Source organism: Paenibacillus validus NBRC 15382 (assembly GCF_004000985.1).
GTDB lineage: Bacteria > Bacillota > Bacilli > Paenibacillales > NBRC-103111 > Paenibacillus_G > Paenibacillus_G validus.
This window is the reverse complement of record NZ_BIMH01000010.1, coordinates 25,867-39,682: the sequence shown is the minus strand read 5'-3', so window position 1 is coordinate 39,682 and position 13,816 is coordinate 25,867. Positions and strand designations below refer to the sequence as shown.

The following is a 13,816-nucleotide window of genomic DNA, read 5'->3' as shown; positions in this document are numbered from 1 at the left end:
TAAATTCTCCGTAAGTATCCTCTGCCGGCCTTGTTCAAATCGGATTAAAAATACCTGAGGACGCCGGGGTTCCGGCATCCTCAGGTTTTTGCAGCTATGCTAGTACCAGCTTATTACTTTACATAATTGTTCAGAGCCAGGATTAGGGTGACCGCTTCTGCGCGCGTCGCGCTTTCATTAGGAGCAAACAGGTTGTTGTCCCGTCCGCTAATTATACCCAGCTCATTCGCTGCCGCCACTTCGGCTTGCGCCCACTGCGGAATGCTGCCTGCGTCCTCGAAAGTCGACTGCGCGTTCGCCTCTACGTCCAGCTTCAACGCACGTACGATGATGACCGCCAGCTCCGCACGGCTGATCTTGCGCTCGGCACGGAACGAACCGTCTTCATACCCCCCGATAATTCCGGCTTGCACCACAGGAGCCAGATGCGGTTTCACCCACTCCGGAATGTTCTCCAGATCGGTGAAGCTCAGTTCTTCCGTGCTTGGGACCAGCTTTAACGTCCTGCTCAGCAGCGTCGTAAATTCCGCACGGTTAATTTCGGCATCCGGACGGAACGTACCGTCTTCGTAGCCGTTCACGATGCCGAGCCCTACGGCTCGTTCAATGGCCGCCTTCGCCCAATGGTCTTCAAGATCTGCGAAGCTGCCGCTTACGCCCTGCTGTTTGCCCGGCTTGATTTGTCCGTTATCCGAAGGCTGCTCCTTATACGGCTTCACGCTGTTTCCGTCCAGTACAAATTCTACGTTGTACTCTCCATTGTATTTGCCTGGCACCGCAAGAATGAATTGGGCGAATATTTTCGTCTTGGTGTCCTTCACTTCGAACTGCAGCGTTCTTTCATTCCGCTGCTCGTTCGTCGAGACGACTTCCGCATCGGTCAAGACGCCGTCCTTCTCGATCTTCAATCCCGTAACTTCCTTGTTTGACACCGTGACGACCAGATAGCTCTTCCCTTCCTTCAGCACCAGCTTGGCCGGGTGCTTCACATAGTCATTCGTTACCGATGTTTGCTTGGAGCCCCGTAGATTCAGCGCATACTCGATGGCATATTCTCCCTCTGTGTATTTTTCCAAGAACGGCTTATTCGCATCATCTTGCGCTGGATTTGCCCCGCTCGCGATCGCCTTGATCGTAGATTTGTCGAAGGTCAGGTGAACATCATACTCATGATCGTACAAGAAGTCCGGGCTCACCTGCCAGTAAATCTTGACCCAGCCTTTTAATTTTTCCGTCAGGTCATTGACCTGGAACTTTACGGTCCGCGTATTTTTCTCTTCGTCCGTTTGGCTCACTTCCGGAGTGGACATACCTCCGCCATTGTCAATTTTAAAATCCGTGACTTCCTTGCTTTGCTGTAACGTAATCTCGACGAACATCGTTCCATTCTGGACCGTCAGCCTTCCCGGTGTAATGACATAGTCCTGCATCACCGAAGTTTCGTTCGTGTTATACTTCAGGAACCTGTAAGCGATGCTGTACGTGCCATCCGGAATTCCATGAATATTAGGTGTCGTGCCTCCACCGCCGGGTCCTCCACTGCCAGGTCCGCCTCCACCAGGCCCCTCCGGATTGGTTGTCGGAGGTGGAACAAGCGCTACTTCAGCGAACGCAATTTCAAAGGCACGCTCCGTCTGATCGGCATCCACGAGGCTTAGCACGTACACAGCCGTACGATCCTTCACTTCAAAGCTGATTGCCGATGCAGCGCCGTCCGCGCTTAACACGGTCACAACTCCCGCTTGCTTGGCAGCAGCTGCAACCTTTTCCACGTCTTCCAGACTGCCGTCTGCTTTTTTCATTTGAATCTTTTTAAGCTTCACACCGGCTTTCAATTCGAAAGTGGCTACCTGCTTGCCGCTGCTCACCTCAAACTTCGCACCGCTGGAAACATAATTGCTGATTGGCGCTCCCGTTGCATCGGTAATCATGGCAGGCAAGCTGAAGGTGTAGCTTGCATCCGCCAGAATCTCGGAAGCGTTAAAGATGACCAAAGCTTTTTTCAGAGCATTCACAGCTTCATTCACAGCTTGTTGTGTCGCTGTCGTACTAGAGGAAACGTCTTTAGCCGTATCAATTGCCTTTTGCAGGGCAGCCTTGGCCCCTGCCGCATATTGGCCGGGCGAACTGCCCTCTGCGGCTGCTTGATACTTAGCTTCAGCTTCTGCGATTTTGCTGTTCAGCGTCGTCTTGCTCACAGGAAGCACAGGCAAGTTGCTGAAGCCCAGTTCTACGTCATATTCATGGTCATACAGGTAGGAGTCGGTGATCTGCCAATAAATTTTGACCCATCCATCCTTGCGAGCCGTTAAGTCTTCAACTTCAAAGCGGACTGTACGCGTATTGGCTGCCTCATCGGTGCTTACAGTCTCTGTTTCCTGTAGTACGCCGTTTTGCTTCGTTTTGAACGATACGACTTCCTTGCTTTGCTTCAACGTGAAGGACACATAGTACTTGCCGTTCTCCAACGTCAGCTTGCCGCTGTTCCGATCCACATAATCATACATCACGGAGTTTTGATCGGTGCCTTTTTTATAAATCGTAAAGCCGATCGGATACTCGTTCGGATTTCCTGTTCCAGGATCAGGGTTGGCAGGGATCACCGATGCTTGGAACGCATCGACTGCCGCCTGCAATTTCGCAGAAGCGTCGGCGATTTGCGGCCTTGAAGCGGCAAGCTTGCTTCCGGTAACCGCCGCAAGCTCAATAGCCTCTAACAGCGTCGCTTTGGCTCCGGCTTGATATTGTCCCGGCTCCGTGCCTTCCACCGCACCTTCATGAAGCTGTCTGGCGTAGGCAACGGAATTGTTTAAGGCTGCAAGCTGATCCGCATTGAAGCTGATGTAAACGGTTTTGGTCACACCGTTCACCGTGTACCTCAAACCTGTTAACCCCCGCCACTTGGAGTCATCTGCAGAAGCATACCGAATAGCGGGTTGATAAACCTTGTTCTGCGCATCCGACTGATTCTTCACGGCAGACGCGGCGAGCGAATACGACGTTCCATAGGAGCCTGCGGCATTAGGAGAAAGTCTTTTCACATCAAGCTCACCGGCAGGATTTACAAAAGTAATATTCGCATACGCCTGATAATACGGATCTTCCGCTTGCTGCAGGATAGTGGCTGTATGCTTGAATTCATTCGCATAAACCGATTCCGTAGCAGTATCCGTATCCGAATCCAGAATCAGGATGTTAACGGCAGACGCCACAAACTTCCGCTTTTGTATATCTTTAAATCCAGGTGTGAGGGAATCGCCATTATACAAATTATTATATTGTTTGGATACGTCTTCGGGAGAAGCGTAGACATCAGCTACAACATTCGATGCAGCTTGGGTCCTATTAACAAAACCTTGAACCGTGGGGTAGGGATACTCGTTCTCCGAGAAGGCATAGACAACCTGATTGCCCGGCCCTCCCTCAGCTGCCCCGCCATCCTTGGCCGTTTGCGTAAAAGCTCTTATTTCTTCAATTAACTGGATTAAAGGCGCCTTGTCCACAACAATCTTCAGGGCATTGTATTTGTCTAGAGCCGCCTTAAGTTTATTATAGGCCGCCTTGATGATCGTCGGTTCTCCGCCCGCATTAGCTGCAATGGTTTCCGATTGGGTGATGCTGAGATAGAACTCCGCTTTCGAGCCGACCGGGTAGTATCCGTCCCCGGTTCCTTCATAGGTACTGGCATAAACAGAACGCGCCACTGTAGCCAGTTCGTTAAACATGGCCAGCGTAACCGGTTCATTACCGTTATCCCCGCCATTACCAGGGTCCCCGCTCCCGCCCTCGCCATTACCGGGATCGGGAATGACGATTTGGCTTATATCCAGTTCCAATCCGACATGATACCAATAGTTATAAGGTACAGGTAATTTGAAAATATTATCTTTATCATCAACATGAAGTAAAAGATCCTGGATCTTACTGATATCCTCGATTTCCATTTGCACGATGACATTCCTGCCGTCTTCCGTCAATCGGGTCACAACCGGCTTATAGCCTTCAATTCCAGTAACGACCGGTGCTTTTCCTACCTCTTCATGAATGACCGCCTTGTCTCTGCCTGCCATACGCGAGCCGAAATAGGCGAATGTAGCGTAGTTTTCCTTCGTAATCTGATTCTCGAATTTCGCATGACCATTCTGTATAATCAGCTTTCCTGTATTCGGCAGCATATAGGCGTTGGCAGCCGATACTTCCGAATGGTTTGTATCCTTAACATACCGGTATCCGATCGCATATTCCCCATCAGGCACGATAGAGGATGTTTCCGCCGCCGATACCGACCCGATTTGCAGGGCAGACAGCAATAATACGAAGGCAAGCCAAATTGCCATTGTTTTCTGAATTTGCTTAGTCAATTGATCGTCTCTCCTCAAACAGATTCCATTTATCGATACAAAAATGGTTATTCAACCTTGTAAAAACAGTAAATGTCTTTATTGCAAGTGAAGAATGGCCCCTGGTGCTGAGCCATTCTTCACTACTTATCTGTAAATTAAAGATTCCATTTAATTTGCAAATTCATATATCCGCTATGAGGACCCGCATTCACTCCAAGCTGAACCGGCAGATTTTCTTCAAAGTCAGCAACGTCAAACGTAAAATAAATGAAGTCGCCCGACACTGTGCCTGTAATGGTGTCGTATGCATCTGTTGCAGAATTATAGACTTTCAACCCGTAAATATAATCCGTGTCATAATGGACCGTAACTGTGCTTCCCGAAACAACCGCATCATTAGTGAAGGAGCTTGCATGTGGAGAAGGATTGCCGGCAGCATCCAAAAATTCATAGTTAGAAGCGGCCGCGAAAGCCGGTACGGCCAGAGCAAGCGCGAATACGAAAAGCATCAGCATCATCGAAAAAGTCTTTTTCATGGACATTCTCATTATTAACACACTCCTTGGTTTTTTTGGTTTTGTGCTTAGGACATGAACGCGTTGAACAAGCAGAAACTAATTAAACACGGGCGACCCTCGAAGCTGCAAAACAATGAACCGGACTTCCCGCCCTCCTTTCCTGCGTGTTTGAATGCCACAGAAAAAGCAGATTTTGTAGATAATGATAATCATTATCAGTCTGGATGTAAAAAAAAACTTCTGCGGCTGAGGTACATGATTTAGGCCTATAAACAAGTACCCCTTCTCTTCAGAACATCGATGACGTGTGCACCATCTTTCGACACCCCTATCTTATATTTGCGTTCTAAATTTTGTCAATATCTATTTTTCCTGCTATTTTTTCTTTAAATTTACACGAAAAACCCCTAATTTATTTTGCTTCCGAGGGACGCAAAAACAGAATGCAAGCCTTAGCAGATGCAGACTCTCTCCCCCTGAACGCTCAAATGGATGAACAGGGGGCCGTTCTTTGAGGGCATAGATGAACTAGACATAGAGACATGTCTTTATGCCTAATGGAACTATTCATCGTTTGTTATACACGAACATTACAATCAGATCCCCACAGGCAAAACAATCATCCCGGCCTCCTCATCCTGCCGGATGATAGACTGCACCCCATAGACAGATTGAATCGTCTGCGCCGTAATGATCTCCTGAGGCGCTCCCTGAAGCTCCACGCGACCATGCTTCATCACGACAATTTCGTCACTGTAACGAATCGCCTGATTGATATCATGCAGCACCATAATAATGGTCAATCCATGGGACACGTTCAAGCTCTTGACAAGCTCCAGCACCTCAATCTGATAGTAGATGTCCAGAAATGTAGTCGGTTCGTCCAGAAACAAAATTTGCGTCTGCTGGGCGAGCGCCATCGCAATCCACACCCGCTGCTTCTCCCCGCCGGAAAGCTGGTCCAGCGTCACTCCCCGCTTCTCCAGCAAATTGGTGCAGCTTAAGGCCCAGTCGACGGCCTTCTCATCCTCTTCCCCATGTCCGGAGAACAGCCCTTTGTATGCCATTCTTCCGAAGCTCGTCAGCTTCTCAACCGTTAAATCCAGCGGAGCCTCATTCTGTTGGTGAACGACAGCAAGCTTCTGAGCGAGCTCCCGGGGCTTGTAGCTGGCGATAGCCTTGCCGTCCAGAATAACCTCTCCGCTGTGCGGCATGTAATTCTGTGACATGACCCCGAGCAAGGTCGATTTCCCGCAGCCGTTCGGACCGATGATCGTTGTAATTTTGCCATGCTGAAACTGACAGTTGATCCCCATGAGCTGGTCTTTCTTTTTATCGTACGAGAAGCTCAGCTGCTTAATGTCCATAGACGCGATCACTCTTCCTGAGCAAAAATATTAAGAAGGGCCCCCCGATAACGGTCATAATGATGGAGGCCGGAATTTCCGCCGGAGCGAGCACGGTTCTGCCCAGCGTGTCCGCAGTCAGAATCAATAAAGCCCCCGCCAGGGCGGAGAACGGAATCAACACCTTATGATCCGATCCGACCAGCAGACGTGCAATATGAGGGACAAGCAGTCCGACGAAGGCAATAAGCCCGCCAATGGCTGTGGCCACTGCTGCCAGCAGCACGGCAATCGCCGAAATCCACAGCCGTGCCCGGGATACGTGAAGCCCGACATTCTTAGCCGATTTGTCCTGCAGGGCAAGCAAATTGCACCACGGACTGACCAGCCAGGCGAGCAGAAGCCCGATGGTTCCATAAACCAGCATAATATGCACATCACCCCAGTTCTTCATCGTGAGGATGGAGGTGACCGCCTGATTGATGCTCGTGACCGCGTAGCTGCCACGATAATTAAAGGATTGTCCCAATCCGCTGAAGGTTGCATTAATGGCAATCCCGACCAGAATAATCCGGATCGGAATCAGACCCGATTTCCATGAAAACGAATAGACCAAGAAACAAGCCAAAGCTCCCCCCAGGCACGCGAACAAAGGCATCCAGAAAAACAGGTTCGGGAAGATCGACACGGTCAGAACCGAGACAAAGCCGGCTCCTGACGAGATCCCGATGACCCCTGCGTCCGCCAGCGAGCTGCGCATCACAGCTTGCAGCAGCACCCCGGAAACGGCAAGAGCCGCCCCTACGAACAGCGCAACGATAATACGTGGAAGTCTCAAATCCCGGATGACCTCTACCTGTTTGTTCGTTCCTGTAAATAATCCTTGGATCAGCTCAAGTCCCCCGACTTTAATACTGCCCGTGCTGGCGGAGTAGACAGTGACCGCGATCAGGAGGACAATGACCCCCCATATGCTCCATACCTTTTTGTTCATCCCAAGCATCCTTTGTTAGGTGTAGGTTATCGTCATACGGTTCTGCACATGAATTCATGTGCGTTCATGCGGGTTTTTACGGCTTTTAGGGATACAGCATTTTCACCGTCGCTTCCAGCGCTTCGCTCACAGCAAAATTGCCCGTGGTCGGAAAAAGCTCCTCCGGCAGGTCATACACCCGATTATTTTGCACAGCGGAGAAATGCTTCCATATGTCATTCTTCTTGAATTCCTTCTCAAACATCTTTACGACTTCCTCAGGCATGCCGTGGGCTGCGCGCAAAATGACGTCGGGATTGGACTTCTGTAAATATTCCGTATTGGAAGCCAGATATTCAACGCTTTCCCCCTGCACGATGTTCTTGCCCCCCGCAAGCCTTACCAAATCTCCGATATAGGAATTTTCGGTAGCGACCAAATAGCTTCCGGGCACGCCGAGCAGGATCAGCACCGTTGGCTGAGGCTTGCCCTCGACCTGCTTCTTGATCTGCTCCACCTTGGCCTTATATCCATCCACAATAGCCCTTGCCTGATTTTCCCGACCATATCTGGTTCCCATATCAAGAATGGCTTGGCTCATCGTGTCCAGACTGGTGAAATCGAGAAATTTTGCCGTGATGCCCGCATTCTTAAATACCGGGGCCAAATCGTATTCCAAGGTCGTAACGGACAGCACTTCAGTCGGATCAAGCGACTTGACAATTTCCATATTCGGTGTCATCGGATTACCAACCTTCGTTACCCCATCATAGCGTTTAGGCAACACCTTGGAGCTGGTCGGAATGCCCACCAGATCGAGTTCCAGGGCATCTGTGAATTGAGTCGCTGCTACTGTCGTCGATACGACTCTGTAGTTCTCCGCTGGCGCGGGCTCCGCTGCCGGTGGTTCCCCAGTTGACAATGCGCCTGTTGCCACGTTGCCGGAGCAGCCGGTTACGAGGACGGCCAATGATACGAGTGAAGCGCCCATCCATGATTTCATGCGCATTTTATGCTTATCGCTCCTTTCAATCCAATTTGCCCTCTACACATAACGGCTTAGAAATACCCGAAGACACCGGGTGCCGGTATCCTCCAAGGTCTGCAGCCATGTTAGTCCAAGCTTATTATTTTACATCATGGTTCAATGCGAGGATCAGGGTGACCGCTTCAGCACGCGTCGCGCTTTCATCAGGGGCAAACAGGTTGTTATCCCGCCCGCTTATGATACCCAGCTTGTGCGCTGCCGCCACTTCCGCTTGCGCCCACTGCGGTATGCGGTCCGCATCCGCGAAGGTTGCCTGCGCGTTCGCCTCTACGTCCAGCTTCAACGCGCGTACGATGATGACCGCCAATTCCGCACGGCTGATCTTGCGCTCGGCACGGAACGAACCGTCCTCATATCCTCCGATAATTCCGTTTTCCACCACAGGGGCCAGATGCGGTTTCACCCACTCCGGAATGTCCGCCAGATCGGTGAAGCTCAACGCCTTCGTGCTTGGCCCCAGCTTCAACGTCCTGCTCAGCAGCGTCGTAAACTCTGCACGGTTAATGTCAGCATTCGGACGGAATGTCCCGTCTTCATAGCCGTTCACAATGTCTAAACCTGCGGCTCGTTCGATGGATGCCTTGGCCCAGTGATCTTCAAGATCGGCAATGCTGCCTGTGTCCGGTTGTTTACCCGTCTCGGTTAACCCATCGTCGGCCGGCTGCTCTACATACGGCTTCACGCTGCTTCCATCCAGTACAAATTCTACGTTGCTCTCTTCCTTGTCTTGGCCTGGCACCGCAAGAATGAATTGGGCGAATATTTTCGTCTTGGTGTCCTTCACTTCGAACCGCAGCGTTCTTTCATTCCGCTGCCCGTTCGTCGAGACGACTTCCGCATCGGTCAAGACGCCGTCCTTCTCGATCTTTAGTCCCGTCACTTCCTTGTTGGACACCGTGACCGCCAGATAGCTCTTTCCTTCCTTCACCACGAACTTGGCCGGGTGCTTCACAACGTCGTTCGTTACCGATGCTTCCTTCGAACCCCGCAGATTCAGCGCATACTCGATGGCATATTCCCCTGCCGTGTATTGTTCCGACAACGGCTTTTCCGCATGATCTTGTGCCGGATTTGCCCCGCTCGCGATCGCCTTGATCGTAGATTTGTCGAACGTCAGGTGGATATCATATTCGTGATCGTACAGGAAAGTTGGACTTACCTGCCAGTAAACCTTGACCCACCCTTTTAATTTCTCGGTCAGGTCTTTGACCTCGAACTTCACGGTTCGCGTATTCTTCTGCTCATCCGTTTGGGTCACTTCCGGAGAGTACAAGCCTTCGCCGGTGTCAATTTTAAAATCGGTGGTTTCCTTGCTTTGCTTTAACGTGATCTCGACGAACATCGTTCCATTCTGGACCGTCAGCCTTCCCGGTGTAATGACATAATCCTGCATCACCGAAGTATCGGTCGTGTTAAACTTAAGAAATTTGTAAGCCATGCTGTACGTACCGTCTGCAATTCCGTGTGGATTCGAGTTAACGACAGGAACGCCTCCACCGGGACTCTCCCCGCCCGTTAAGTTTCCATCCGCATAGACCGCAGGTGTCTGAACGGCTGCCAGCAGTGCAAACAACATCGTCCATACGAAAACTGCTTTTTGTATACGATTGCTCAAAATAGGCTCTCTCCCTCCGGCTGCCCTATTTTTATTTGATCAGGGCTGTTGACGACGCTTTCTTCCATGAATCTGATACGCCACAAACAAGCCGGATACAACCAGCATACCTGCCAGCATACCGATCGGGGCCTCGTCCCCGGTTTGAGGATTCACAACGGCCGATCCTTGACCCGCATTTGCAGATCCTGAAGATTTGGCGGCAGACACCGGAGCCGATTGGCCCGCTGCGGCCTTGTCCGCGCCAGACTTGCTGTTCTCGGCAGTTTTGCTTCCCGGTGAATTAGAAGCCGGTGCGCTGTTCTTCGTGGCCTCGGAAGGTTTGGCTGCTGCAGGCGGTTCGCTCTTGGCCGGTGCGGCTCCCGTGCTCTTGATCGTTTTTGGGTCAAAGATGAACCTGATCGTATAATCGTGATCATAATCAATATCCGGTACCGTCACGTGAATTTTCGAAATCAAAGGCTTGCTCAGATCATCGATCTTGAACTGAACCACCCGGGTATCTTCTTCCTTATCGCTTCTGATCACCTTCGCATCAGCGAAATCGCTGCCAGCCGGCGTTTTAAATACCGTGATCCATTTACTGTGGTTCAATTGAATCTGTGCCGTGATTTCTCCGCTTTTAACATTCAACAAAGCCGGCTTTTCGAAATAGTCGTTGGCCATGGATACAGAATCATTCTCCGCCTTCGTGATCACGTAGTCGATTCTGTATGCACCATCTGCCAAATCTGAAGCGGCTTGCGCAGCCGGCGAGATAACCAATTGCAGTGCCCATAGCAGCGCGATGACAAAGGACGGCAAAGCTAACCTTCTTTTCATTTATCGTTCTTCCTCCATTTTCCTAGGATTAATTAATAACAAGATAATGATTATCATTCTCAATGATAGCTCAAAAAAAATGACGACTCAACATGATTCGAATCATTTCTACATCTCCCCTACCGAGACCGCTGCTTCAGCATCACAACACCTCGAACCTAAAAAAATGTGTCCACACGAGTCCAAAATTTTCCCAACGGCTTGATGATAGCTTAAGCTGCTAGAAAATGTCAACACTTTTCAGCATGGCTTAACGCCGTATAAATCCTCAAAATCAGATGTTTTCTTGATCTAATCTTTATTAATCGCTCAATAAGAAACTGTTTTCTTGCATGTTTTTGGATAATCATACCATAAAATATGTTGACAATGATATTCATTCTCATCTATTATTTTTTTATCAAGGATTGTCACAATTTGGTCACCAATGCGAGTTATACCGCTAAAGTGAAGTTCGAAGACGATTATCCTGTCATGATCCCGCTTAAACCTGTATAAACCACAAGGAGGAGTTAACCATGATTATTGTTACAAACACCTCTCACATTACGAAGGGAGAAGCTCACAAGCTGATTGAGCGCTTTGACAAAGTAGGCAAAGTCGAGTATATGCAAGGATTTCTCGGTCTGGAAGTTCTTTTGACTGAAAACACGAAGGAATACGATGAAGTAACCGTCGTTACGCGCTGGAACTCGAAGGAAGACTTCAATGCGTGGACGCGCAGCGATGCTTTCCGGGAATCCCATTCTCATCGTGAGAAGCCCGATTACATCATCTCCAACAAAATTACGTTCTACGAGGTGAAAATTGTCCGCCATCCCATCGTTGCAGGAGACGCTTCTTTATCCGTTGGTTAATGCATAATGCACCCGTAACCGGGTGTACTGCAAAAAGGCCGAATCTCTCGATTCGACCTTTTTGTATCGCGGTTGATTGTCGTTATTTATTTGTCATTCCTTAATACCTGGTAGACATCCTTAATCATCATATACGTGTCGCCGTTCGTCAGCTCCTGCTTGTCCGCGATCGCTTCCACGGTAGCCGGAGTCAAGTAGCCTTTGCTCTGCAGCGCGCTGACTGCATTGTTCTCCGCGGCTTCAACTTTCAACAGCAGCGCCAGCATATAAGCGGCTTGATCCATCGTCACCGGCAGCTTCTTCGGATCGGAGCCCTTGGCGAGCGCGGCCGCCGGATTGCCCGTCATTACCGAAGGCTTGAATTTGCGCATGCCCTCGAGCATATTGACCATGCGCTGCTGGTTGCTCTTCGCATCGAGCGCAAAGTTGTTATCGTAGCCGCCCGTCGCCAAGCCAAGCGTGACGGCCGCCTTCAAGCCCTCATACGCTTTATGCTGCATGAACGGCTCCGGCTTGAGCTCGTACGGATTCAGTACCATGCCCTGCGCGCTCAACGTTTGGTGCAGCACGGCGATGGCTTCCTTAGAGGCGGCCATCTGCCGGAACGAAAGCTTCTGTTCGGCAGCGATCTTTACGGCCGCTCCGGCGGCTTCGCCGGCGGCCATGCCGACCGGAATGACGCGCGCCGTACCGTGCGGCAGCGAGTCATAGCTGGCAGCGCGGCCGACCACGAGCAGCCCGTCGACCTTCAGCGGCACGATGCTGCGGAACGGCACCGCGTACTGCTTCGGATCGGTAACGACCGCACCGGTATCCGCAGGAGACATACGCTGAATGTCGACCGGGTACTCGCCAAAAGCGATGCGATCCCACTGGTCGCGATTTTCCAGCACGTCCAGAATGCTCAACCGGTATTCCCCTTGAATGTGCCGCGTTTCGCGAACATACAGCTCCGGTGCCGTGGCATCGAGCTCGATGCCGGCGAATTCCGGATACTTCTCTTTCATGTAAGCGACGATGTTCGGCAGCTCGTTCTTCGCAAGCTCGAACGCTTCCGCTCTGGACTTGGCGTCCGTGCCGTCGATGCCGAAAACTTGCAGCGCATTGATCAGCATCGTATTGTCGTTCTGACGACCGATGTTCAGCCCCCGCATCGCGACCCGCTCTTTATTAAGCGGCGGATAATCCTTCATCTCCTTGTAGCCCCATGCGCTCATCGCATTGGCGCCTGTTCCCGCATCACCGTCATTCTCCAGACGCTCCTGCACTTTCTTCCACACATCCGGCGTAATGTTCTTCAGCCGGAACACGAGGGTTACCGCCATGCGCGCCTTCTTGTCGCCAAGGTCCTCGCGGCCCGTCGTATACGGAACGCCAGCCTGCGCGGCGATGTCGGCATCCTGCGTGGCATCGATCACCGCGCCCGCCTTAACGGTTTGCGTCGTGCCGTCCGCCAGCGTCAGCTTCAAGCCCGTCACCGTCTGAGCTGCGCCTCCCGCTTGCACGACCGGCTCCATCGCCTGTACCTTGAGCAGCACGTCGATATTTTTCTCCGCCGCCACCAGCTCGTTGAACGCATTCGCCGCCGTCACGACGTCGAACGAATCGCCTTCGATTTTACTGTACCAAGCGCTGAAAATACCTTGGTTCAGCACCTCGCGCTTGTGCAGAATGCTTTTCTCCGGTTCATAGTTCATGTCCAGACTGTTGAGCCAGCCCAGCGTCATTAAGCCGCCCAGCACGCCGCGATCGCGCCCGTCCACTAGCAGCGTCTTCAATCCGTTGCGCGAAGCCGAGACAGCGGCTGCGACGCCCTCCGGATCGGTGCCGGCTACGATGACGTCGTACTGCTCCTTCGGCGTTTTCACAGTTTGAACTTCCTGAAGCTTTTGTACTTGACCGGCTTTAACGTTCTGGACCGCCGCTTTCTTCTGCCATACGTAAAGTCCGCTTGCTGCCGCCGCGATCAATACGAGCGCCACGAGTACGCCTATGTAGCCCTTCAGACTTCCGCCCGAAGCATAATTGGAATTGCCCGCCATAATACACCTCTCGTACTAGAATAAAAAGTCCGTTTCAGCCCGGCTTCCGCCCCTTTTACATACGTAAGGCCACCGCAAAAGGTTTCAACATTCGCGCAAAAGCGACAACGCGCGGCCGCAAAGGGATAGGGCAGCCCTCAGCTCCCCTCCCTTTAAGCGCAACTTGCCTTCACGCCTTCAAGCCGTCAACTGCTGTTGCGCGCACTTGCTCATGCGCTTTCGAATCCCCCAGGCTTCGCCTTCCCAGTTTCG

General features: G+C 51.3%; 9 protein-coding genes. 1 reads left to right on the top strand and 8 read right to left on the bottom strand.

Annotated elements, in window-relative coordinates; genetic code table 11:
• Nucleotides 1-113 precede the first annotated feature (113 nt).
• From PVA01S_RS09405 to isdC, 7 genes are all read right to left on the bottom strand, one after another.
• The gene (locus PVA01S_RS09405) at nucleotides 114-4,361 is read right to left on the bottom strand and encodes an NEAT domain-containing protein (protein ID WP_127607090.1); all 4,248 of its coding nucleotides are present in this window, start codon (nucleotides 4,359-4,361) and stop codon (nucleotides 114-116) included.
• A 137-nt stretch (nucleotides 4,362-4,498) separates the two neighbouring features.
• Nucleotides 4,499-4,891 (bottom strand): hypothetical protein, encoded by a 393-nt coding sequence (locus tag PVA01S_RS09400; protein ID WP_054799933.1) that lies wholly within the window; start codon nucleotides 4,889-4,891, stop codon nucleotides 4,499-4,501.
• A gap of 566 nt (nucleotides 4,892-5,457) precedes the next feature.
• On the bottom strand, nucleotides 5,458-6,228 hold the full coding sequence (locus PVA01S_RS09395; protein WP_127607088.1) for an ABC transporter ATP-binding protein: 771 nt from the start codon (nucleotides 6,226-6,228) through the stop codon (nucleotides 5,458-5,460).
• On the bottom strand, nucleotides 6,218-7,201 hold the full coding sequence (locus PVA01S_RS09390; RefSeq protein ID WP_127607086.1) for a FecCD family ABC transporter permease: 984 nt from the start codon (nucleotides 7,199-7,201) through the stop codon (nucleotides 6,218-6,220). The genes PVA01S_RS09395 and PVA01S_RS09390 overlap by 11 nt, the downstream gene beginning before the upstream one ends.
• 85 nt (nucleotides 7,202-7,286) lie before the next feature.
• Complete coding sequence (isdE, locus tag PVA01S_RS09385) at nucleotides 7,287-8,189, bottom strand: heme ABC transporter substrate-binding protein IsdE (protein WP_412760967.1); 903 nt, start codon at nucleotides 8,187-8,189, stop codon at nucleotides 7,287-7,289.
• 118 nt (nucleotides 8,190-8,307) lie between these two features.
• The gene (locus PVA01S_RS09380; RefSeq protein ID WP_127607084.1) at nucleotides 8,308-9,843 is read right to left on the bottom strand and encodes an NEAT domain-containing protein; all 1,536 of its coding nucleotides are present in this window, start codon (nucleotides 9,841-9,843) and stop codon (nucleotides 8,308-8,310) included.
• Nucleotides 9,844-9,882: 39 nt separating this feature from the next.
• Nucleotides 9,883-10,665 (bottom strand): heme uptake protein IsdC, encoded by a 783-nt coding sequence (gene isdC, locus PVA01S_RS09375; RefSeq protein ID WP_127607082.1) that lies wholly within the window; start codon nucleotides 10,663-10,665, stop codon nucleotides 9,883-9,885.
• A 518-nt stretch (nucleotides 10,666-11,183) separates the two neighbouring features.
• Here isdC and isdG point away from each other — a divergent pair.
• Nucleotides 11,184-11,522, top strand: a complete 339-nt coding sequence (gene isdG, locus PVA01S_RS09370) for a heme oxygenase (protein ID WP_127607080.1) — start codon at nucleotides 11,184-11,186, stop codon at nucleotides 11,520-11,522.
• Nucleotides 11,523-11,608: 86 nt separating this feature from the next.
• On the opposite strand, the gene PVA01S_RS09365 is transcribed toward isdG, so the two are convergent.
• The gene (locus PVA01S_RS09365) at nucleotides 11,609-13,564 is read right to left on the bottom strand and encodes an FAD-dependent oxidoreductase (RefSeq protein WP_054797608.1); all 1,956 of its coding nucleotides are present in this window, start codon (nucleotides 13,562-13,564) and stop codon (nucleotides 11,609-11,611) included.
• Nucleotides 13,565-13,816 lie beyond the last annotated feature (252 nt).

Excerpts from the sequence above, each read along its gene's own strand:
- PVA01S_RS09400 (WP_054799933.1), bottom strand. The coding sequence starts at position 4,891 with ATGAGAATGTCCATGAAAAAGACTTTTTCGATGATGCTGATGCTTTTC.
- PVA01S_RS09395 (WP_127607088.1), bottom strand. The coding sequence starts at position 6,228 with ATGGACATTAAGCAGCTGAGCTTCTCGTACGATAAAAAGAAAGACCAG.
- PVA01S_RS09390 (WP_127607086.1), bottom strand. The coding sequence starts at position 7,201 with ATGAACAAAAAGGTATGGAGCATATGGGGGGTCATTGTCCTCCTGATC.
- isdE (WP_412760967.1), bottom strand. The coding sequence starts at position 8,189 with ATGCGCATGAAATCATGGATGGGCGCTTCACTCGTATCATTGGCCGTC.
- isdC (WP_127607082.1), bottom strand. The coding sequence starts at position 10,665 with ATGAAAAGAAGGTTAGCTTTGCCGTCCTTTGTCATCGCGCTGCTATGG.
- isdG (WP_127607080.1), top strand. The coding sequence starts at position 11,184 with ATGATTATTGTTACAAACACCTCTCACATTACGAAGGGAGAAGCTCAC.
- PVA01S_RS09365 (WP_054797608.1), bottom strand. The coding sequence starts at position 13,564 with ATGGCGGGCAATTCCAATTATGCTTCGGGCGGAAGTCTGAAGGGCTAC.